Origin of the sequence: Cognatiluteimonas telluris, from assembly GCF_011320095.1 — a bacterium.
Lineage (GTDB): Bacteria > Pseudomonadota > Gammaproteobacteria > Xanthomonadales > Xanthomonadaceae > Cognatiluteimonas > Cognatiluteimonas telluris.
Genome location: NZ_JAANOY010000009.1, coordinates 57,758 through 78,843, shown reverse-complemented (window position 1 = coordinate 78,843; position 21,086 = coordinate 57,758). Strand labels below are relative to the sequence as shown.

Sequence of the window (21,086 nt, the reverse complement as noted above, 5' to 3'; positions counted from 1 at the left end):
TGGGTGGTTGAGCGATCGATGGCCAGCGACCCCGGGTGCGCTGCGCTTACCCGGGCTACGGCGAGCGGCGGGCGAGCGGTGGGTGGTTGAGCGATCGATGGCCAGCGACCCCGGGTGCGCTGCGCTTACCCGGGCTACGGTGAGCGGCGGGCGAGGAGCGGGTAGGGGTCGATCGGTGTGCCCTTCCACCATTGCTTCTCCGGCCCCAGTACGAAGATCGCGAAGTGCAGGTGCGGCGCATCGGGACTGGCGTTGCCGGTACTGCCGACGTAGGCGATCACGTCGCCGCGCTTGAGCGCCTTGCCGTTCGCCAGTCCCGGGGCGTAGCGATCCAGGTGCGCGTAGTAGTAGGCGTAGGTACCCGTCGGGTCGAATTCGTAGACCGTCAAGCCGCCAGCCACGCTGGTGAACAGCTTGGCCACGGTGCCGTCGGAGGCCGCCAGCACCGGTGTGCCGCGCGGCGCCATGATGTCGAGGGCTTCGTGCCGGCGCGTTCCATCGCGCGTGTCGTTGAAGGTGTCGGTCAGCTGGTCGGCGCGGATGCCTGCGACCGGCAGCAGCAGGGCGCCAGGCGACAGTGGCGGCATGGGCGATGCCGCCATGGGTGCGCTTGGTGGCGCAGGGGTTGCGGACGGCGTCGACGTGGTTGCCGGCAGCGGCGGGGCTGTCACCATTGGGGATGCGGATGCCGGCGCTGCGGTCGCAGGTGCGCTGGTGGCAGGCGCCGATGGCGACGCGCCGGCGGCCGCACGGTCGGCCGAGGCAACGACTGCATCGGGCGGCGTATCGACGACCGGCGCGCGCGCGCGATGCATTGCGAAGTAGACGAGATTGGCGCCGACCAGCACGCCGGCAAGGAACAGCAGCAGGCTTTTCATCGTTGGCGTCCGTGGTCCATGCGTTGGCGACGGTGAGCGGCGCGTCAATCCTGAAGCAGCGCGTCCGTTCCGGGCGCGACCGCATGCGACAGCGCCAGCGCGTCCCAGTTGGTCAGCCGGATGCAGCCGTGCGACTGGGTCTTGCCGATGGTCGCGGGTTCCGGCGTGCCATGGATGCCGTATTGGTCCTTGGACAGGTCGATCCAGACTACGCCGACCGGGTTGTTGGGGCCGGGCGCGATCGTGGCCTTGGCGTGCGCGGGATTGGCATCCCAGAACAGTGCCGGGTTGTAGTGGAAGGCAGGCGCCTTCGCCACGCCCTGGATCTTCCACGCGCCGATCGGCAGCGGGTCGTGTTCGCTGCCCATGGTCGCCGGGAACTGCGCGATGGTGTTGCCGGCGGCATCGACCAGGCTCACCGTGGCGTCGGATTTGTCCACGAGGACATGGTCGGCTTTCGGAAGCTCGGGTTCGCCGAGCACGTTGGGCACGACGATGTCTTCGCCAGCGGCGAACGTCGCGCCGGGATTGAGCCGTTGCAGCAGCGCCGGGCTGGCGTGGAATTTCTCGCCCAGCGCTTCCTGCACCGATGCATAGCCCAGCGCCGGCAACTGCGCCTTCTCCATCATGTCCTGGGGAATCGCGGCGAACGGCCCGGCGACGTCGGCATCGCCGAGCGTGTAGAGGACCAGCGCCGGTTGCACGTCCCCATCGAGCGCCGCCCATGTCTTCACATCGAGTTCGCCCGTGGGCGCCAGCCCGCGGCTGGCCTGGAAACCCGCGATCGCGCGACGGCTGTTGGAGCCGGCCGCGCCGTCGATTTCGCCCGGCGAGAAGTGCGCGCGATCCAGCAGCACCTGCGCACGAAGCATGGCAATGCGCGGAACGGCGGGCACGGGTGCATTGACATCGTCGGCGGCCGAAGCGCCACCTTCCGGCCCGGTCGGTACCGTTGGCGCGCCAGCGGGCAACTGGACGGCTTGCGCCGGCGACCCGGTCGAGCTTGGCGCGGCGGGAGCTTCCTGCGCCAGGACCGGCGCAATGCCGGCCAGGGTGGCCAGCGCCAGGGCAAGGGCATTCAGAGCGTATCGGTGCGGGTGGCGCATGGACGACTCCGGAAACAGATCGGCGCATGCTCGGCGACGCTCTCGCGACAGGGCGTGAATGCGCGGCGGTGGGGCACGGGTATCCGTCGCCTTGTCGGTGCGACCGCGCGCCAGTGCACGCGATGCCGCGCGGAACACGGGAGCGCGGTCACCTTCGCGCTCAACTGGCGACCAGGCGGGCGCGTGCGGATGACGGGCGAATGGCTACGGATCGACAGCGACCGCGACCGCGACCAGCGTACGCTGGCCGGCTGGCAGGCCGGCGGGTCGACCAGCAGCTTCAGCTGAGTTTGCGCCTGCCGTTCTGATCCGCGGCATTGCCCGGGAGGACGGCCTCATGGGCTTCACGCGTGGCGTGACCGTGGACTGCCGGATGTACCGCAACGATGCGCACGACACTGAACATGCCGTTGCCGACGTTGCGCCAGCTCTGCACCCCCGGTCGCATGTCGCCCTCGATCATGTCGCCCACGCAGCCACCGCTTCCGTTGTTGAGGTCCGCGAACACGACCCGGTCGGCCAGCCGCAGCGTGAGGCGGCCACGCGTGTTGATCAACTCGATGACGCCGCGTTCGACCATGCGCCAGACGCTGCCCCCAGCGGGGTGAACAGGCGGTGAGACCCGCTGCGGCCTGTGGCGCGGCGCGCTTCGCCTGGGCGACGCCGGGTGCTGAAGGCGCGCGCAAACACGCCCGTACTTCCATGCCGCCCTGTTGCCGATCGTGCGTCGCCCGGCGTGCTTGGGCGCCCGCAATGACAATCACCACCAGCCCCACCAGGGCCAGGGCGCCGGCCGGGTCACCACATCGATCCGCTCGCGCTCCGGCCACAGGTAGACGACATCGGCCGCCAGCCGCGGGAAGCGATAGTCGTAGCCGCCGATCTGGCGGTTCTGGTAGCCGTCGATGCGCCCGGTGAAAGTGACTTCGCGATTCTTCTCGAACAGCGCCGGATCGTAGAAGCCGGTGCGGCAGGCGATGAAGCGTCCGCCGACTTCATCGGTCTTCCAATAGGGACGGCCGCTGGCATCCAGGCCGGTGGACAGCATCTCGAAACAGGTGCGGTTCTCCCCCGGTTCCACCGAAACGATGCGGCCTCCCCAGCGCACCATGGCGCCGGTGGAATCGTGTTCGACCGCTTGGCGGGGAGTGATGGCCGTGTACTGCCCCTGCAGCGGTCGCGGCTGGGTGGCGCAGGCGGCGAGGAGAACGCCGGCGAGCGCGACGGGAACGATGCGCAAAAACAGCATGCTTGGCGATTTCATGGGCGCTCTCCGTGGGGTGCGTCTGTCGCGCCGGGGCGATGGCGGCGCAGGGCCTGGATCAATTCCGCGCGTCGCGCGGCGACCTCGCGGGCCGGTCGAGGACCAGCGTAACGCCAGTTGTTGAAACGGCGGCTTAGCTGGGATAACGCCGGGGCCAGTGACGGATGCGTGAGACCGACGCGTCGCGCCCAGTCCCCTGCCGTTTCGGAGGGCGCCCGTCCCAGGCCCAGGCGTGCGTAGCGTCGATCGACGCGATGCCATGCGCGCAGTACCGGATCGCGCTCGCGTTCGGCCCGCGCCACCAGCCAGCCCATCCAGGCGACCGCCAGCAGCGCGACGAGGACGAACAGCAGGGCCAGGCTGGTTGTGTCCACGTCATCCACGCCCAGGCGGCCCAGCAGTTGGCGTTGGCGGGTGGCATCGAAGCCCAGCGCGAAATCGTTCCAGCCATGGCGCAGCCAGTCGCCGATGTCGAAGACCTGGGCCGGCACCTGGGCACCCAAGAGGTTGCCGCCGGAAGCGCGGTCGGCGAGGGTGTCGTAGATGCGATCCGGCGCGACGGCCGCGGTGGGATCCTCGCGGACCCATCCACGCCCCGGCAGCCACACCTCCGCCCAGGCGTGGGCGTCGGATCGACGCACCTGCCAGTACCCACCGACCTGGTTCCAGTAACCGCCGACGTAACCGGTCACCACCCGGGCCGGGATCCCCGCCGCGCGCATCAACACGACGAACGCGGAACTGAAGTGCTCGCAATAGCCCGCCTTCTGGGTGAACAGGAACTCGTCGATGCTGTCGCGCCCGAGCGGTGGCACCGCGAGCGTGTAGGCGAAGTCGCGACGGATCATGGCCATGGCGCGGGCGACGATGGCTTCGTCGCTGCCGCCGGCAGCCCGCCAGGATCGACCCAGTGCGACAGTGCGGGGGTTGTAGCCGGGCGGAAGGGACAGCGCCAGCCGGTGGATCAGGGGCGACAGCGCCGGCTCGAACTTCGCCGGCCGTGCCGACTGCATCTGCCAGCGCGTCAGCGTATCGAGCGAGCGGCGTGAATTGAGCGTGTGGTCCTGCGACAGATCGATCCCGGCGGGCACCGTCGTCGGCAAATCCAGCGCGACCAGCTGGTGGCTGCTCGTCGGCTCGACCTCGAGCTGGTAATTCCAGTGCTGGCGACCGGGTTCGACCGCCGCGACGGGATAGGCACCCAACCAGCCCGGCTGGCGCCAGGTGCGGCCGTCGAATTCCCACAACACCAGCCCGCGCCAGTACATCTGGGACGGCGCCGGCACCGGGCCTGAAAACTGCGCCCGCAATGCTGTGCTGTCGTCGCTGAGCATGTCCACCCAGTCCCCCGGCGACATGTGGTCCGAGAGCCCCGGCCGCGCCATCGTTCGTTCCGGCACGCCCCACAGCGGCGCCGCGAGGCGAGGGAACAGCCAGAACGCGGCCAACGCGAGCGGTAGCCCGATCGCCACGAGCTTCCCGACAGCGACCAACCGCTGCCAGCCCGGCGCGGGGTCGACCTGGAAACCCGATTCCAGGTCGGTCAGGCGTAACAGCGCCACCAGCACCAGCGCCGTGCCGACCAGGCCCAGCAGCAGCGATAGTGGGCCCTGGTCGAGCAGGAACGTGGCGAACGGCGCGAACAACGCGAACCCGAGCAGGCTGCGCGCGTCGCGCAGGGTGAAGGTTTCACTGGGCTTGATCGCCAGCATCGCGGCCAGCAGTGCGCAGCCGGTATCGCGGCCGATCGCGAAATGCGAAAACGCCAGCACCACCGTGGCGAGGATGCCGGCCAGCAGCATCCGCACGACCGCGTGGAGGCGGTTGCGCCACGATGTCGCCGCCACCAGCAACGCGGTGGCGCCGATGCCCATCGCCAGCCCTGCCGGCAACTGCAGCAGCAGCGGCAGCAGGCACGCGCCGCCGGCGGCCAGCGTCCAGCCGCGGCTCTGGGGGTCCAGCCGCAAAGGCGAGCCGGTCATGCGCCGCCCGGGGCCGATGGCAACAGGGCCAGCGCGCGAAGGCAGGCATGGCGCTGCTGGGCGCCCGAACCCGGGCCGATCGGCGGCTGCCCGGGCAGGACCAGGCGATAGCGACGGCCCTCGCGCTCGGCGTCGTCGACCCACCGCGCCAATCGGCAGATCCGCGCCTCGGTCGCCAGGCCATGCAGCTGGCGCCAATCGAGCACGACATCGGCCCCCAGCGGCTGCTCATATTCGCGGACCAGCAGGCTGTCGCGGCGCGCCGAAGGTTTCCAGGCGATCGCCCGGCGCGCATCGCCACGCCGGTAACTGCGCAGGTGGTGGACGTCTTCGCCGGTAGGCCGCAACCGGGCGAGCGCATTGGCGCCGGAGCCTTCCGGCAAGGGCGGGCCGTGGGCCTCGGGCGTGGGGTAGACCAGCAACGGCGCGTCCGGCCAGACGTAGGCCCAGGCCCGCGCCAGGCCCAACGGACGCGTGGTCGAGACCTGCAGGCGATCGACCTCGAGCCAGCCCCGGCGGTGGGTCGGCAGCACCAGCGTTGCCTGGCCGGCGCCGTTGACCAGGGACAGGACGGCGCTGGCCTCGCCCAGTTCGACCTGCAGGCCGCGCCGGGTGCGACCGGGATCGGCGCGTGCGTATAGGTGCAGTTCCAGTGGCGCACCAGCGGGAACCGGCTCGGCGTCGATCGCGCCCACCTGCAGGCCGGTAAGTTGCAGGTGTGCGGCGAGCAGGCTGGTATTGGCGGCGCCGGCGAGCAGCAGGGCCAGCATCAGGGCCGGGTTGTTGTTGTAGTTCAGGCCGCCCAGCCACATCGCCAGCAGCAGCACCGCGAAGAACAGCCCGAAACGGGTCGGCAACACGTAGACGCGCCGGCGATCGAGCCGGACCGGCAGGGTTTCCGGCGCGCGCGGACGGGCCCACGCCTGCAGCCATCGCCGCGCGCGGGCCGTGCCGTGCGCCCACGCGCTGGCCGGGCCCGGAGGGCGCATTGCCGCGGCCATCGTCAGTCGACCGGCACCGCGTGCAGGATCGCCTTGGCCAGCGAGGCGTGGTTGCCGGCATCGGCGTCGACCACCAGCCGGTGGGCGGCGACGGCGGCGAACAGCGCCTGCACGTCGTCCGGCAGCACGTGGTTGCGGCCCAGCAGCAGCGCGTAGGCGCGCGCGGCCCGCAGCAGCGCGATCCCCGCTCGCGGTGACAGCCCCACGCGCACCCCGGGATGCTGGCGGCTGCGCGTCATCAGCGCCTGCACGTAGCCGATCAGCGCATCGCTGGCATGCACGCCACCGACGGCGCTGCGCAGCGCGAGCACGTCCGTGGCGCCAAGCAACGGCGTTGCCTGCGCGATCAGGTCGCGGCGATCGATACCCGCGAGCAGCGCGCGCTCGGCATCCTCGCCGGGATAGCCGAGCGTGAGCCGAAGCAGGAAGCGATCGAGTTGCGAGTCCGGCAGCGGATAGGTTCCGGCGAGGTCGACCGGATTCTGGGTCGCGATCACGAAGAAGGGATCGGGCAGCGGATGCGTGCTGCCATCGACGGTGACCTGGTGCTCGGCCATCGCTTCGAGCAACGCGCTCTGCGTGCGCGGCGGCGCACGGTTGATCTCGTCGGCCAGCAGCACGTGGGCGAAGATCGGCCCCGGGTGGAATTCGAAGCGCCGTGCCTGCGCGTCGAACACCGAGACGCCGACGATGTCCGAAGGCAGCAGGTCCGAGGTGAACTGCACGCGCTGGAACCCCAGCCCCAGCGTCGCTGCCAGCGCATGCGCCAGGGTGGTCTTGCCCAGGCCCGGCAGGTCCTCGATCAGCAGGTGGCCGTCGGACAGCAATGCGACGAAGGCAAGCCGGACTTCCTGCGGCTTGCCCAGCACCAGCGTGTTGACCTGCGCCAGCGCGCTGCGCAAGACCTCGCGCAGCCCGTCGGTTAGCATGTTGTCGGCCACGGGCGTTGCGGACATGCGCACCTCGGGGAATGGGAAGTCTCGATCGATGGCCGACGGCGCCTGCCTTCCGGCCGGCCCTGGCGTGCCCCCCCCCTTCCACGGGCGGGTGACCACCCGGCCCGCGTCGGGCGACCGCGTTGGGCGCAGGCCCGTCCATGGCGAGTGTAGCGAGGCGGCAACGGATGCGGAACGAAGGGCTGGCGCGAAACTGCTTCGTCGCCTTGTGGCTCGTGGCATTGCTGGCCCGCCTGGTCATGGCGGCGCACCTGCCGTTGTTCGTCGACGAAGCGTTCTACTGGCAGGAAGGCCAGCACCTGGCCTGGGCCTACTCCGACCTGCCGGGATTGACGGCATGGATGGCGCGCCTGGGCGTGGCGCTCGGCGGCAATACATTGTTGGCGTTGCGCATGCCCTTCATGGTCGTTGCCGCGTGCCTGCCGTGGCTGGTCGTGCGCATCACGACGCGCGCATTCGGCCGCACGCAGGGCTGGCAGGCAGGGATCCTCGCGCAACTGCTGCCGCTGGCCGGGACCCTGGGCGTGCTGGCGTTGCCCGACGCGATGATGACCTTCGCCACGCTGCTGTGCATGGACGCCGGCGCGCGGTTGTTGCGCCAGGTCGGCGCCGGTGCCGCGCTCGAGCTGGCGATCGGGCTGGCGATCGGTGCGCTCAGCCATTACCGCTTCCTGGCCGTGCTCGGGGTGGGCTTCCTGGTCCTGCTGGCGATGCCGCAGGGGCGAAGGGCGCTGCGCGATCCGCGGGTGATGATCGCGATCGCGTGCGGTGCGGCCGCATGGGCTCCGTTGGTCGCCTGGAACCTGGGCAACGCCGACGCCGGCCTGCGCTTCCAGCTGGTCGACCGGCATCCGTGGGCATTCCATGCCGACGGCGGCTGGTTCGTGCTGATCCAGGCAGCCCTGGTCACGCCCCTGCTGTTCGCGGCGATGGCGCAGGCGGCGTGGAGCCATCGGCGCGACGAGGATCCTTCGGCACGGTATTTCGCCTGGCTTGGCGGGCTGGTCGTGCTGGGGTTCTTCGTACTCGGGTTTTTCGCCGATACCGAGCGCGTGAGTTACCACTGGCCGCTGCCCGGGTACATCGCCCTGCTGCCACTGCTGCCGTCGACGCTGCGGCGCTGGCCGGGCTGGCTGCACCTGCTCGCCATCGTCCTGGCCGCCCTTGGCGTGGCTGGCGTCTGCGGCTATTACGCCGCGGCTTCGGTGCCGTCGCTCCGGGAGCGGCTCGTCGGGGAGAGCGGATATCCACAGAATTTCGCCGGCTGGACGGTGTTGGCCGATGCCGTCGCGGAACGGCGCGCGACCATGCCCCCGGGCACTCGGATCCTTGCCGACAATTTCAAGGTCGGCGCCGAACTCGGTTTCGCGCTCGGCCAGCCCAACATCCGGGTGCTGCCGCATCCGCTCAACCACAAGCATGGCCGCTCGCCCCAACTGCGCCTGTGGAACCTGACGGCGCGCAGGCGCGAGGCGCTGGGCCGGCACCCGCTGTTGCTGGTGGTCGGTGCGTCGGAGGTGGAATTGAAGAGCCTCCCATGGCAGTACCACGCGCTCTGCAGGCGTGTCGGGCCGTTGCCGGCGCCGCAGGTGGTCAATGTCGACCACGGCGCGCAACGCTTCCTGCTGTTCGCCCTCGGCCGCGCGCGCGCGCCGGGCCCGTGCACCACGCCCGCGATCGCGTGGATCGACCAGCCACTTGCCGGGGAACGGGTGGAGGATCGGTTCGATGTCTCCGGCTGGGCGTTCAAGGACGGCGTGGGGCTCTCCGGCGTTGAAATCACCCTTGATGGCCAGCCCGTTGCACGGTCGCGGTACGGCCTGGTCAACCAGCGGCCGGAGTCAGCCTGGCCGATGTCCAACGACCCACAGCATCCACGGGTCGGATTCAGCGCCCAGGTCGACGTCTCGGGCGTGGCGGTCGGGCGCCACTGGCTCGGCCTTCGCCTCCACGGCCGCGATGGCAGCGTGGAGGACTGGAGCGAGCAACCGCTGGACATCGTCCGCTAGCGGGCGGGCGCCGCGTCAAGGCAGGGCGAATCCTGCTTCCCGCAGCAGCCGGGCCGTTGCGATCAACGGTAGTCCCACCAGTGCGGTGGGGTCGACGGTGCGGATCGCACTGAACAGCGCGATCCCCAGTCCCTCGGACTTGAAGCTGCCCGCACAGTCGAGCGGCTGCTCGGCCTCCACGTAGCGGCTGATCTCGCCAGCGGTCAGCGTCCGGAACGCAACCCGCGTCTCGTCCTGGGCGTCCAGCCGGCGCCCGTCGGAGTGCACGAGGCTCAGCGCGGTCCGGAACACGACCTCGCGACCCGACATCGAGGCCAGTTGGGTGAATGCGACGTCGGGCCGACCGGGCTTGCCCAGCGCCTTTCCGTCGAGTTCGGCAAGTTGGTCGGACCCGATCACCCAGGCGCCCGGCGCGTGCGTCGCGACCGCCGAGGCCTTGTCGAAGGCCAGCCGGCGCGTGAGCGCCAGCGGGGACTCGCCAGGGCGCGCGGATTCGTCGACGCCGGGGGCGGCGACGTCGAACGGAAGCCGCAGCCGCGCCAGCAGCTCACGCCGGTAGGGCGAGGTGGAGGCCAGGATCAGGCGCCGCGGGGCGGGTGCGGTCACAGCAGTTGTGCGCGGGCGCGCTCGATCTGGTCCAGCTGCTGCTCGATCCGCACCCGCGCGAAGTCGATCGACTCGCGCACCGTCACCAGCTGGTCGAGCGAGGCATCCGCGCCATGCTGCTGCAGCCAGAGGCGCTGGCGCAGCATTTCCTGCATCGCGTCCCGGACCGGATTCTCGTCGTTGCCGACGATCGCCTCGATCTCCACCCGGGCGGTGCGCAGGCGTTCCTCCAGCGCGTCGGCGGCATCGAGCAGCTGGGTCATCGCCCGCTGCCGGCGACCGGCGCGGCGGCGGAGCCCAACGGCCACGCCGGCAATGACCGCCGCGACGAGCAGCAGCAATACGATCCTGGTCAAGCGCGCCATCCGGCCGGGCAGGACCCGCAGTCTGCCGCGCCCCCCGCCACGGGGCAAATTATCCGCCGCGGCAAGGACTTGGGTTTGACAGGGCGGGGGCCGGCGCCTAACATTTCGCCGCTTATGTCTGCCGAATCACCCGAGTCGCAGTCCCCCGGGCGGGTGCCCGAGGTCCTGGACGCGTGGCGCATGGTGGCCGCGCGGCGGGGATTCGAGGGCGTGCTTCCACTGTCCTCGTTCACGCGCTTGCGCGACGCGCTCTGCGAGGGGCCGGCGGATGGCGGGCAGGACGGTGACGTGCGCTTCGCGATCGATTTCGATCGCGATGGGCTGCAGATCCCCTATGTCGAGTTGCGGATCGATGCGCGGTTGCCGCTGGAATGCCAGCGGACGCTGCAGCGTTATCTCGAGCCGGTGCACGTGGTGCAGCGACTGGGCCTGATCCGCGACGAGGCCGAGGAAGCGGGCCTGCCCGAAGGTTACGAGCCGCTGCTGGTGCCCGATGACGGCATGCTGCGGCCGGCGGAGCTGGTGGAGGACGAACTCATCCTCGCCGTTCCGGTGGTTCCGTTGATGCCCGGCACCGAAGCGATGGAACGCGACTGGCCGGTGCAGGAAGAAGAGCAGGCGCAGGCCAACCCGTTCGCGGCGCTGGCCGGCCTGAAGAAGCACGACAAGAAGCACGACGGTTGACGCGCCCGCGCCAGCGTCGACACACGAATCGCAATTGACCGATTGAAGGTTGGAGCACTCCCATGGCTGTCCAGAAGTCCCGCGTTTCCCCCTCCCGCAAGGGCATGCGCCGCGCCCATGACGCGCTGAGCGCCAAGCAGCTGTCGACCGACCCGACCACCGGCGAGACCCACGTCCGCCACCACGTGACCGCTGACGGCTACTACCGCGGCAAGCAGGTGATCGCGCCCAAGGTCAAGGTCGTCGAGGAAGATTGACCGCGGCGACCGCGACGGATCTCCCGTCGCGTCGCTGCCCGTCCTGGAGCCGCGCGCCCGCCTTTGCAGCGGCTCGCGGCGTCCGCGCGCAACGTGCCGCCAGGCACCCGACCAGAACCGCCGTACGGCACGGGATCGCACATGAGTGAGCAGGCCGTTGGCCGCGCAGTTTCGTCGCAGCAACCGGGCAGCCGGATTTTTTCCCGCATCGCCGGCACCGGCAGCTACCTGCCCGAGAAGGTGCTGACCAACGACGACCTGCGCCGGTTCGTCGATACCAGCGACGAATGGATCGCTTCGCGTACCGGCATCCGCGAGCGCCACGTCGCCGCCGAGGGCGAGACCACCGGCGACCTCGCCTTCCACGCCGCCACCCGCGCACTGGAAGCCGCGGGCGTGCAGGCGTCCGAACTCGACTTGATCGTGCTCGGCACGACCACGCCCGACCTCATTTTCCCCTCGACGGCCTGCCTGCTGCAGCACCGCCTGGGCGCCGAAGGCTGTCCCGCGTTCGACGTCAACGCCGCCTGCTCGGGTTTCATCTACGCGCTGACGGTGGCCGACCAGTTCATCCGCTCCGGTGCCGCCAAGACCGCGCTGGTGGTGGGCGCCGAAACGCTGACGCGCATGCTCGACTGGACCGATCGTGGCACCTGCGTGCTGTTCGGCGATGGCGCCGGCGCCGTGGTGCTCAAGGCCGACGCCGAGACCGGCATCCTCAACACCCACCTGCATGCCGATGGCAGCAAGAAGGAACTGTTGTGGAATCCGGTTGGCGTGTCGGCCGGATTCAAGCCCGCCGAGCACAACGCCGGCGTCAAGGTGCTGATGATCGGCAACGAGGTCTTCAAGCACGCGGTCAAGGCGCTGGACGCGGTGGTCGAGGAGACCCTCGAAGCCAACGGCCTGGATCGCCACGACATCGACTGGCTGATCCCGCACCAGGCCAACCTGCGCATCATCGAGGCCACCGCCAAGCGGCTGGACATGCCGATGGATCGCGTCGTGGTGACCGTCGACAAGCACGGCAATACCTCGTCGGGTTCGGTGCCACTGGCGCTGGACGTGGCGGTGCGCTCGGGCAAGGTCCAGCGCGGCCAGCTGCTGCTGCTCGAAGCCTTCGGCGGCGGTTTCACCTGGGGCTCTGTGCTGCTGCGTTACTAGCCCCGGCTCCGCGATGGGCTGCCCGGGCGCGGCTTGCGCCCAGTGGCCCCGCTCGTTTTCCGTCCATGGCCGCGAAGCGATCACGACGGGATGCCGCGATGCAATACGCGACGGTACAGACGATCGGTCGCCCCGCCACGTATCATGCGCGCCCTCGCCGCAGCGCCACCGACTGTTGGGATCGCCGATGACCGTTCTGCCATCGCTCGCCTTCGTCTTTCCCGGCCAGGGCTCGCAGTCGCTGGGGATGCTTGCCGAGCTCGCGACGCTGCACCCGATCGTGCGCGAGACCTTCGTCGAAGCGTCCGAAGGGGCCGGCGCAGATCTCTGGGCGCTGGCGCAGCAGGGTCCCGAAGAAGAACTCAACCGGACCGAATTCACCCAACCCGCGTTGCTTGCCGCCGGGATCGCGGTGTGGCGAGCGTGGCAACAGCAGGGCGGGGCCGAGCCGTCGCGGCTCGCCGGGCACAGCCTGGGCGAATACACCGCGCTCGTCGCCGCGGATGCGTTGTCGCTGCATGACGCCGCGCAGCTCGTGCGCCGCCGTGGCCAGTTGATGCAGGAAGCCGCGCCCGCGGGCGTCGGCGCGATGGCAGCCGTGATCGGCGCCGACGACGATGTCGTGCAGCTGGCCTGCGAGGATGCCTCCAATGGCGAGATCGTCGTCCCCGCCAACTACAACTCGCCCGGTCAGATCGTCATCGGTGGCCACGCCGCCGCCGTCGACCGCGCATTGGCGCTGCTCGTCGAACGCGGCGTGCGCAAGGCAGTGAAACTTGCGGTCAGCGTGCCTTCGCATACGCCATTGATGCGCGATGCCGCGGCGCGGCTGGGCGAGGCAATGGCGCAGCTGGCGTGGAACGAACCACGCATCCCGGTCGTGCAGAACATCGATGGCCAGGTGCACCACGGCATGTCTTCGATCCAGGACGCGCTCATGCGCCAGCTCTACCTGCCGGTGCAATGGACCGGCTGCATGCAGGCGCTCGCCGCCGACGGCATCAGCCGTGTCTTCGAATGCGGTCCTGGCAAGGTCCTGGCCGGGCTTGCCCGGCGCATCGACAAATCGCTGGACGCGCGCGCGATCGGCGCGCCGGCCGACTTCGATGCCGCCCTGCAGGCATTGCCATCACAGCCCGGGAGCCAGGCATGAGCCACCACGACGCATTGAAGGGCGAGGTCGCGCTCGTCACCGGCGCCAGCCGCGGCATCGGCGCGGCGATCGCCGACGAACTGGCCGCGCAGGGCGCGACGGTCATTGGCACGGCGACATCGGACTCCGGCGCCGCGGCCATCGGCGAGCGGCTCGCCTCCGTGGGTGGCCACGGACGCATGTTGAACGTCACCGACGCCGCCTCGATCGATGCGCTTGTCGACGCCATCGCCTCCGAATTCGGCCCCATCTCCATCCTCGTCAACAACGCCGGCATCACCCGCGACAACCTGCTGATGCGGATGAAGGAAGAGGATTGGCAGGCGATCATCGACACCAACCTCACCAGTGTCTTCCGCACCAGCAAGGCGGTGATGCGCGCGATGATGAAGGCCCGCCGCGGTCGCATCATCAACATCGCGTCGGTGGTCGGCGTGACCGGCAATGCCGGACAGGCGAACTATGCCGCCGCGAAGGCCGGGATCATCGCGTTCTCCAAGTCGTTGGCCAAGGAAATCGGCTCGCGCGGCGTCACCGTGAATGTCGTGGCGCCGGGCTTCATCGACACCGACATGACCCGCGACCTGCCGCAGGCCGCGCGCGACGGCCTGGTCGGCCAGATCGCCCTGGGCCGCCTTGGCGAGCCCGCGGACATCGCCCGCGCGGTCGCGTTCCTGGCCGGCCCTGCGGCGGCCTACATCACCGGCGAAACCCTGCACGTCAACGGCGGCATGTACATGCCCTGAGGCCTGTCCGGGGCCGCCCGGGCCTGCGCGCGGGCGTCACCGCTTTCCCTTACACTACCCGTCTGAACAGACTCCCCGGAGGAGCAAGCACCCATGAGCAGCATCGAAGAGCGCGTCAAGAAGATCGTGGTCGAACAGCTGGGCGTCAAGGAAGATGAAGTCACCAACAATGCCTCGTTCGTCGACGACCTGGGCGCCGATTCGCTCGACACCGTCGAACTGGTGATGGCGCTCGAGGAAGAGTTCGAGTGCGAGATCCCCGACGAGGAAGCCGAGAAGATCACCTCGGTGCAGCAGGCGATCGATTACGTCAAGGCGCACGTCAAGGCGTAAGCCCGCGCGTCATGTGGCAAGCCGGGGCCGCATACGCGGCCCCGTGCATTTTTGAGACGTCCGCGATCGCGCCAGCGATCGCGGCGTGGCAGCAAGACGGAGCCCGATCATGTCCAGTCGCCCATCCTCCAATCGCCGTGTCGTCGTCACCGGCCTCGGCATCCTCTCGCCGGTCGGCAACGACCTGGCCAGCAGCTGGGACGGCATCGTCAACGGCCGCTCGGGCATCGGCCCGATCACGCATTTCGACGCATCCACCTTCGCCACCCGCATCGCCGGCGAGGTCAAGGGCTTCGATCCGGCGGCGTGGATCCCGGCGAAGGACATCAAGAAGATGGACCCCTTCGTCCATTACGGCGTCGCCACCTCGCTGATGGCGATCCAGGACGCGGGCCTTGAGATCGACGAAGCCAGCGCCGACATGATCGGCGTCGCGATCGGCGCCGGCATCGGCGGCCTCAAGGGCATCGAGGAAACCACGCTGCGCCTGAAGGAAGGCGGCGCCCGCAAGATCTCGCCGTTCTACGTGCCCAGCACCATCATCAACATGATCGCGGGCCAGGTTTCGATCATGACCGGGGCCAAGGGGCCGAACATCGCCGCGGTCACCGCCTGCACCACCGCCACCCACAACATCGGCCTGGCGATGCGGATGATCCAGCACGGCGACGCCGACGTGATGATCGCCGGCGGCGCGGAATTCGCGACCACGCCAACCTCGGTCGGCGGCTTCTGCGCGATGAAGGCGTTGTCCACCCGCAACGACGAGCCGGAGAAGGCCTCGCGGCCGTGGGACAGGGATCGCGACGGCTTCGTCATGGGCGACGGCGCCGGCATCCTGATCCTGGAGGAATACGACCGCGCCAAGGCCCGCGGCGCCCGCATCTATTGCGAGCTGACCGGCTTCGGCATGAGCGGTGACGCGCACCACATGACCTCGCCCAGCGAGAGCGGCGAGGGGGCCGCGCGCTGCATGGCGCATGCGATCCGCGACGCCGGCATCGACGTGGCCGAAATCGGCTACATCAACGCGCACGGCACTTCGACCCCGGCCGGCGACCTGGCCGAGACGATGGCCATCAAGTCCGCGCTCGGCGAGCACGCGTACAGGACGATGGTGAGTTCGACCAAGTCGATGACCGGCCACCTGCTTGGCGCCGCCGGTGGCGTCGAGGCGGTGTTCTCGGCGATGGCGCTGCACACCGGCATCATTCCGCCGACGATCAACCTCGACAATCCGTCCGAGGGCTGCGACCTGGATTACGTGCCGCACGTTGCGCGCGAAAAGAAGGTCGATATCGTGATGTCGAATTCATTCGGCTTCGGTGGCACCAACGGCACGCTGGTGTTCAAGCGGTTCTGAGGCGAATGGGCTCTCCGTCGAGGTGGGCAGGTCCATCGCCCTCCTGTTTGCTGGCGGCCGCGACGTGCAGCGTCCTCGATACGGGCATGCGGCTTTGAAAATCGTGGCCACCAGGCGCGACGCCCACCCCATGCGGTCGGCCAATGTCGCCCGAACGATGCAACTGCCGGATTGACGCCGACCATGCTCGCCATCCGGCCACTCGATCCCGCCTTCGACCTGCTCGCGCTGCATCGTCTTGCGCCGGCGCGCTACCCGTTACTGCTCGAATCCACCGCGGCCGGCACCGCACAGGGACGCTGGGACCTGCTGCTGGTGGCGACCGGTGAATCGCTGGCGCTGCTGCCCGATGGCACCGTCGGTCGCGAAGACGGCCGGCCGGTAGGCCACGATTTCCTGGCCGCGCTGGATGCCTGCTGGAAAGCGCGACGCACGCCGCGCGAGGAGCTGCGCTGGCCGTTCCGCGGCGGTTGGGCCTTGTTCCTGGGTTACGAACTGGCCGCGCAGGTCGAACCGATCCTGTCGCTGCCTCCGGCTGCCGGTACGCTACCGGTCGCCACGGCACTGCGCTGTCCCGCCGCCGTGCTGCACGATCGTGCCACCGGCGAGCGCGTGCTCGTCGCCGAGGCCGCCCACGCGGGGCTGCTCGACACGATCGAAGCCGATTGCGCACGCGCGGCGGCGCTGCCGGCGCTTGCCCCGTGGCATGCACCCGATTCGATCGGGGAAGACGATCCGGCGGCATTCACCAATGGCGTCCGCCGCATCCTCGACTACCTGGCCGCCGGCGATGTCTTCCAGGCCAACCTGTCGCGCGGCTGGCGCGCCGGGTTCACCGCCACGCTGGAGCCGGCGGCCCTGTTCCGGCGCCTGCGCGAGCACAACCCGGCGCCCTTCGCGGGGGTGTTCGCGGTAGCCGGCGGCGCGATCGTCAGCGCCTCGCCGGAGCGGCTGGTGTCGGTACGCGGCGACCTGGTCGAAACCCGCCCGATTGCCGGCACGCGGCCGCGATTCCCCGGCGACGACGACGGCGCGCGCGTGCGTGAACTGGTCGGAAACCCCAAGGAGCGCGCCGAGCACGTGATGCTGATCGACCTGGAGCGCAACGACCTCGGGCGCGTGTGCATGCCGGGCAGCGTCGAGGTCGACGAGCTGATGACCGTCGAGAGCTACGCCCACGTGCACCACATCGTCAGCAACGTCCGTGGCCGGTTGCGCGAGGGCGCGACGCCGGGCGAGGTGATCGGCGCCGTGTTTCCGGGCGGCACGATCACCGGCTGCCCCAAGGTGCGCTGCATGCAGGTGATCGCCGAGCTCGAGGGCGTCGGTCGCGGCGCCTACACCGGAGCGTTCGGTTGGCTCAACCGCGACGGCGACATGGACGTCAACATCCTGATCCGCAGCGCCGAGCTCGGAGCGACGGCGTCCGGCGGTAGCCAACTGCGGTTCCGCACCGGCGCCGGCATCGTCGCCGACTCCGACCCGCAACGCGAGCTCGAGGAAACCCGCGCCAAGGCGCGCGGGATGCTGCGCGCGCTGGGCGTGCAGGCATGAAGCCGCTGGTCTTCGACGGTGCCATTCGCATCGAATCCTGGCCCGCCGATGCGCGCACGATCGCGTACGGTGATGGCCTGTTCGAGACCATGCGCGCGCACCGCGGCACGCTTCCGTGGTGGTCGCGCCATTGGCAGCGGCTGGCCGATGGCGCGCGGCGGCTGCACATGCCGTTGCCCGAAGCGGCCAGCGTGCGCGCCGCCGCGGCGACGCTGTTCGACGATGGCGGCGATGGCGTGCTCAAGCTGCTCGTCGGACGCGGCGCGAGCGGTCGCGGTTACGCACCAGCGTTGGATGCCGCCCCGCTGTGGATGCTGTCGCGTCATCCAGTGCCCCAGGCCCACCCGGCCGCCGGCCTGCACGTGCGCTGGTGCGACACGCGGCTGGCCTTGCAGCCGGCGTTGGCCCGCATCAAGCACTGCAACCGGCTCGAGCAGGTCCTCGCCAGCGCCGAATGCCGCGATGCCGGCGTCGATGAAGGCCTGATGTGCGATGGCGAGGGCACGGTCGTCGGTGCCACCACGGGCAACCTGTTCCTGTTCGATGGCGGACGCTGGGTCACGCCGCTCGTCGATCGTTGCGGCGTGGCCGGCATCTGCCGGGCGCACCTGGTCGCATTGCTGGATGCCACGGAGCAGCGGCTTTCGGTGGCGCAGGTCGAGCAGGCCGAGGCCTTGCTGGTCTGCAACGCCGTGCGCGGTATCCTCCCGGTCGCGCGGCTGGGTGACCAGACCTGGCCGGTGCATCCGGCGATCGCCGCGGCCAGGCAGTTGCTGGCCGGCGCGCACCCCGGTTTCGCAATCGACCCAGGCCAGCAGACGGAGCATCCGTGAGTCGCCAACGCAAGCGCAGCTTCGGCTTCGGATTCTTCGTCACCGCGTTGCTGGTGGGCTTCCTGGGCTATTGGGCGGTAACGCGCTATGCCAGCTTCGCCGACGCGCCGATCGCGGGCCTGCATGCCGGCGACACGGTCACCGTCGCCCCCGGCGATTCCTTCCCGGTGGTGCTGGGGAAGCTGCATGCGCTGGGCGTGCCGAAGGGCGACTCGCTGGCATGGCAGGCGCTCGCGCGCCAGCTCGGTGTCGCCGGCAGGCTGCAGGTCGGCGACTACGCGCTCGATCCCGGCATCACGCCGCGCGTGCTGCTGCTGCACATGCGCGAAGGCAAGGTCATCGGCCATCGCTTCACGATCGTCGAGGGCTGGAACATCCGCGAACTGCGCGCGGCGCTGGCCAGGGCGACCTTGCTCGAGCACGACACCGCGGCACTGGACGACGCGGCCTTGATGAAAGCGATCGGCCATCCGGGCCAGCATCCGGAAGGCCGCTTCCTGCCCGAAACCTACGTCTACACGCGCGGCGATGGCGAACTGGCGATCCTCAAGCGCGCGTATGCGGCCATGGCCAAGGCGCTGGATGCGGCATGGAGCGGCCGTGAGCCGGGCATCGGCCTGAAGACGCCCGACGAGTTGCTGACGCTGGCTTCGATCGTCGAGAAGGAGACCGGCAACGCCGACGAGCGGCCGCTGATCGCAGGGTTGTTCGAGCGCCGGCTCAAGCTCGGCATGCGGCTGGAAACCGATCCCACGATCATCTACGGCATGGGCGCCAAGTATCGCGGCAACATCCGCGCAGCCGATCTTGCCGCCGACACGCCCTACAACACCTACGTGCGTGCCGGCCTGCCACCGACGCCGATCGCGATGCCCGGGAACGCGGCATTGCAGGCGGTGGCGCATCCGGCCGGTGGCGACGCGCTGTTCTTCGTCGCCATTGGCGATGGCAGCGGTCGCCATCTGTTCGCGCGCACCTATGCCGAGCACCAGGCCAATGTCGCGCGCTACCTGCGCAACTACCGGAAGGCGAGGAAGGCGCCGCCGGCGTCGACGTCCGCCGCACCGCCGGCCGGCACGCCGGTCCAGCGCCAGTGAGCATCGCGCCACGCATGCATCCGAGATTCGTGTCGCTCGAAGGCGGCGAGGGCGCCGGCAAGACCACCGTGCTGGTTGCCTTGCGCAGCGCGTTGCAGGCCGCCGGCAACGAAGTAGTGAGCACGCGCGAGCCGGGCGGCACGCCCCTGGCCGAACGCATCCGTGGGCTGTTGCTGGACCAGAACGCGGCTGGCGCGGGTGAAACCGTCGCGCCGGAAACCGAACTGCTGTTGATGTTCGCCGCGCGCGCGCAGCACGTGCGGCATACGATCCTGCCGGCGCTCGAGCGCGGCGCATGGGTGGTGTGCGATCGCTTCACCGATTCCAGCCATGCCTACCAGGGCGGGGGCCGCGGGCTGGATCCGGCATTCATCGATGCGCTTGCGGCACAGGTGGTGCCGATCCGCCCATCGCTGACGCTGCTGCTGGATGTCGGCGTCGCGCAGGGCCGCGAGCGCGCACGCGGGCGCAACCTCGCACTCGGCGGGCCTGATCGCATCGAACGCGAGCGCGATGAATTCTTCGAGCGCGTGCGAGCAACCTTCCTCGCGCGCGCCGCGGCCGAGCCCGCGCGCTTCCGCGTGATCGATGCCAGCCGTCCGGCCGATGTCGTCGCCGCCGATGCGGTGGCCGCCCTGGAGGCATGGCGCGAGGCGCAGCCATGAGTGCAGCGCTTCCATTCTCGCCGTGGCAGCGGCGCGCCTATGCCCATGCGGCGGCTGCACTGGACAGCGGACGCATGGGCCACGCCTTGCTGGTCTGCGGCCCACCGCAACTGGGCAAGCGCGCGGTGGTCGAGCGGCTCGCGCAGCGCGTGCTGTGCCGTACCCCCGATGCGCGTGGCGAACCATGCGGAAGCTGCCGCAGTTGCCAGCTCTACCAGTCGCGCGTGCAGAAGGATCCACTGGAGCTGCGGCCGGACAAGTCGCTCGCGCATCCGTGGGGCCATCCAGCGCATCCGGACGCGGTGTTCGTCGGCCATGCGTGGCGGCAGACGCCGTCGCCGGCGCGGCAGTTGACCCAGATCGTGGTCGAGCAGATGCGTGCGCTGTCCGAACGCTTGTCGAAGACCGCGCAGTACGGCCAGGTGCAGGTGGCGATCATCGACCCCGCCGACGGCATGAACGACGCGGCCGCCAACTCCCTGCTCAAGACGCTGGAAGAGCCGCAACCCGGGCGCTTCCTCTGGCTGGTCAGCGCCGAACCGTCGCGCTTGCCGGCGACCATCCGCAGCCGTTGCCAGAAGCTCGAATTCCACCTGCCGCCGCGCGAGGAGGCACTTGCCTGGCTGAAGACGCTCGGGCATCCGGCGACCGCGGCGTCCGACGCGCTGGATGCCGCGCGCGGCCATCCGGGCCTGGCCGATGCCTGGCTGCGCGATGGAGGCCTGGACGTGCGGCGCGATGTTGGCGCCGATCTCACCCGCCTCGCGCGCGGCGACGCCTCGCCCTCGGAAACCGCGCAGCGCTGGGCCGCCGATGAACACGCACGCCTGCGCCTGCGCTTCGCCGCGGACCACGCATTGGCCCTGGCCTCCGGCTTGACCGATCCGATGCGAACCCGCACGCTGGCGCAGTGGTTCGACGCGGCCAACCGAACGCATGCCTTGCTGGGCACGACCGTCCGCGCCGACATCACGATCGCGGAGCTGCTGCTGGCATGGCAGGCCCAGGCCGGTGCCAGGGCCGCCGGAGGACAGGGCACATGAACACTACGACGGGTGGGGAGGGGCACT

Annotated in this window: 22 protein-coding genes; 13 read left to right on the top strand and 9 right to left on the bottom strand. The window is 70.0% G+C overall.

Annotated features, from left to right (window positions below; translation table 11 throughout):
* Nucleotides 1–134: 134 nt before the first annotated feature.
* From G7B67_RS07110 to G7B67_RS07080, 7 genes are all read right to left on the bottom strand, one after another.
* Nucleotides 135–878, bottom strand: coding sequence for a M23 family metallopeptidase (locus tag G7B67_RS07110; protein ID WP_166210052.1), 744 nt, complete (start codon nucleotides 876–878; stop codon nucleotides 135–137).
* 44 nt (nucleotides 879–922) lie between these two features.
* Nucleotides 923–1,984, bottom strand: coding sequence for a L,D-transpeptidase family protein (locus G7B67_RS07105; protein WP_166210049.1), 1,062 nt, complete (start codon nucleotides 1,982–1,984; stop codon nucleotides 923–925).
* A gap of 280 nt (nucleotides 1,985–2,264) precedes the next feature.
* A complete protein-coding gene (locus tag G7B67_RS07100; RefSeq protein ID WP_166210046.1) occupies nucleotides 2,265–2,564 on the bottom strand; it encodes a hypothetical protein in 300 nt (99 codons plus the stop codon).
* 180 nt (nucleotides 2,565–2,744) lie between these two features.
* A complete protein-coding gene (locus tag G7B67_RS07095) occupies nucleotides 2,745–3,230 on the bottom strand; it encodes a Slp family lipoprotein (RefSeq protein ID WP_425482421.1) in 486 nt (161 codons plus the stop codon).
* A gap of 14 nt (nucleotides 3,231–3,244) precedes the next feature.
* Nucleotides 3,245–5,230 carry a transglutaminase TgpA family protein gene (locus G7B67_RS07090; protein ID WP_166210040.1) on the bottom strand — a complete coding sequence of 662 codons (1,986 nt, stop codon included), beginning with the start codon at nucleotides 5,228–5,230 and terminating at the stop codon, nucleotides 3,245–3,247.
* A complete protein-coding gene (locus G7B67_RS07085) occupies nucleotides 5,227–6,219 on the bottom strand; it encodes a DUF58 domain-containing protein (protein ID WP_166210037.1) in 993 nt (330 codons plus the stop codon). The genes G7B67_RS07090 and G7B67_RS07085 overlap by 4 nt, the downstream gene beginning before the upstream one ends.
* Nucleotides 6,220–6,233: 14 nt before the next feature.
* On the bottom strand, nucleotides 6,234–7,187 hold the full coding sequence (locus G7B67_RS07080) for an AAA family ATPase (protein WP_341480465.1): 954 nt from the start codon (nucleotides 7,185–7,187) through the stop codon (nucleotides 6,234–6,236).
* A 167-nt stretch (nucleotides 7,188–7,354) separates the two neighbouring features.
* On the opposite strand from G7B67_RS07080, the gene G7B67_RS07075 reads away from it, so the two are divergent.
* Nucleotides 7,355–9,196, top strand: a complete 1,842-nt coding sequence (locus tag G7B67_RS07075) for an ArnT family glycosyltransferase (RefSeq protein WP_166210034.1) — start codon at nucleotides 7,355–7,357, stop codon at nucleotides 9,194–9,196.
* A 15-nt stretch (nucleotides 9,197–9,211) separates the two neighbouring features.
* Here G7B67_RS07075 and G7B67_RS07070 read toward each other — a convergent pair whose 3' ends face one another.
* Both G7B67_RS07070 and G7B67_RS07065 read right to left on the bottom strand, forming a co-directional pair.
* Complete coding sequence (locus tag G7B67_RS07070) at nucleotides 9,212–9,802, bottom strand: Maf family protein (RefSeq protein ID WP_166210031.1); 591 nt, start codon at nucleotides 9,800–9,802, stop codon at nucleotides 9,212–9,214.
* Nucleotides 9,799–10,158, bottom strand: a complete 360-nt coding sequence (locus tag G7B67_RS07065; protein ID WP_166210028.1) for a hypothetical protein — start codon at nucleotides 10,156–10,158, stop codon at nucleotides 9,799–9,801. Before G7B67_RS07065 ends, G7B67_RS07070 begins: the two co-directional genes overlap by 4 nt.
* A gap of 123 nt (nucleotides 10,159–10,281) precedes the next feature.
* Here G7B67_RS07065 and G7B67_RS07060 point away from each other — a divergent pair, with 123 nt between their 5' ends.
* The 12 genes from G7B67_RS07060 (at nucleotide 10,282) to G7B67_RS07005 (ending at nucleotide 21,059) form a co-directional block, all read left to right on the top strand.
* Nucleotides 10,282–10,851 carry a YceD family protein gene (locus G7B67_RS07060; protein ID WP_166210025.1) on the top strand — a complete coding sequence of 190 codons (570 nt, stop codon included), beginning with the start codon at nucleotides 10,282–10,284 and terminating at the stop codon, nucleotides 10,849–10,851.
* 62 nt (nucleotides 10,852–10,913) lie between these two features.
* Nucleotides 10,914–11,108 carry a 50S ribosomal protein L32 gene (gene rpmF / locus G7B67_RS07055; protein WP_166210022.1) on the top strand — a complete coding sequence of 65 codons (195 nt, stop codon included), beginning with the start codon at nucleotides 10,914–10,916 and terminating at the stop codon, nucleotides 11,106–11,108.
* A 141-nt stretch (nucleotides 11,109–11,249) separates the two neighbouring features.
* Entirely contained in the window at nucleotides 11,250–12,272 is a 1,023-nt protein-coding gene (locus tag G7B67_RS07050) for a beta-ketoacyl-ACP synthase III (RefSeq protein ID WP_166210019.1), read from the top strand.
* A gap of 187 nt (nucleotides 12,273–12,459) precedes the next feature.
* On the top strand, nucleotides 12,460–13,425 hold the full coding sequence (gene fabD / locus G7B67_RS07045) for an ACP S-malonyltransferase (protein WP_166210016.1): 966 nt from the start codon (nucleotides 12,460–12,462) through the stop codon (nucleotides 13,423–13,425).
* Nucleotides 13,422–14,171 (top strand): 3-oxoacyl-ACP reductase FabG, encoded by a 750-nt coding sequence (gene fabG / locus G7B67_RS07040; protein WP_166210013.1) that lies wholly within the window; start codon nucleotides 13,422–13,424, stop codon nucleotides 14,169–14,171. The genes fabD and fabG overlap by 4 nt, the downstream gene beginning before the upstream one ends.
* Nucleotides 14,172–14,264: 93 nt before the next feature.
* Complete coding sequence (gene acpP, locus G7B67_RS07035; protein ID WP_166210010.1) at nucleotides 14,265–14,504, top strand: acyl carrier protein; 240 nt, start codon at nucleotides 14,265–14,267, stop codon at nucleotides 14,502–14,504.
* Nucleotides 14,505–14,613: 109 nt separating this feature from the next.
* Nucleotides 14,614–15,867, top strand: a complete 1,254-nt coding sequence (gene fabF / locus G7B67_RS07030) for a beta-ketoacyl-ACP synthase II (protein ID WP_166210007.1) — start codon at nucleotides 14,614–14,616, stop codon at nucleotides 15,865–15,867.
* Between the two features lie 183 nt (nucleotides 15,868–16,050).
* Nucleotides 16,051–17,421 carry an aminodeoxychorismate synthase component I gene (locus G7B67_RS07025; protein ID WP_166210004.1) on the top strand — a complete coding sequence of 457 codons (1,371 nt, stop codon included), beginning with the start codon at nucleotides 16,051–16,053 and terminating at the stop codon, nucleotides 17,419–17,421.
* Nucleotides 17,418–18,254: an aminodeoxychorismate lyase gene (pabC, locus tag G7B67_RS07020; protein ID WP_166210001.1), complete on the top strand. Its 837-nt coding sequence runs from the start codon at nucleotides 17,418–17,420 to the stop codon at nucleotides 18,252–18,254. Before G7B67_RS07025 ends, pabC begins: the two co-directional genes overlap by 4 nt.
* On the top strand, nucleotides 18,251–19,351 hold the full coding sequence (mltG, locus tag G7B67_RS07015) for an endolytic transglycosylase MltG (protein WP_166209998.1): 1,101 nt from the start codon (nucleotides 18,251–18,253) through the stop codon (nucleotides 19,349–19,351). The genes pabC and mltG overlap by 4 nt, the downstream gene beginning before the upstream one ends.
* A complete protein-coding gene (gene tmk / locus G7B67_RS07010) occupies nucleotides 19,348–20,016 on the top strand; it encodes a dTMP kinase (protein ID WP_425482419.1) in 669 nt (222 codons plus the stop codon). The genes mltG and tmk overlap by 4 nt, the downstream gene beginning before the upstream one ends.
* Nucleotides 20,013–21,059 carry a DNA polymerase III subunit delta' gene (locus G7B67_RS07005; protein ID WP_166209992.1) on the top strand — a complete coding sequence of 349 codons (1,047 nt, stop codon included), beginning with the start codon at nucleotides 20,013–20,015 and terminating at the stop codon, nucleotides 21,057–21,059. The genes tmk and G7B67_RS07005 overlap by 4 nt, the downstream gene beginning before the upstream one ends.
* The last annotated feature ends 27 nt before the right edge of the window (nucleotides 21,060–21,086 follow it).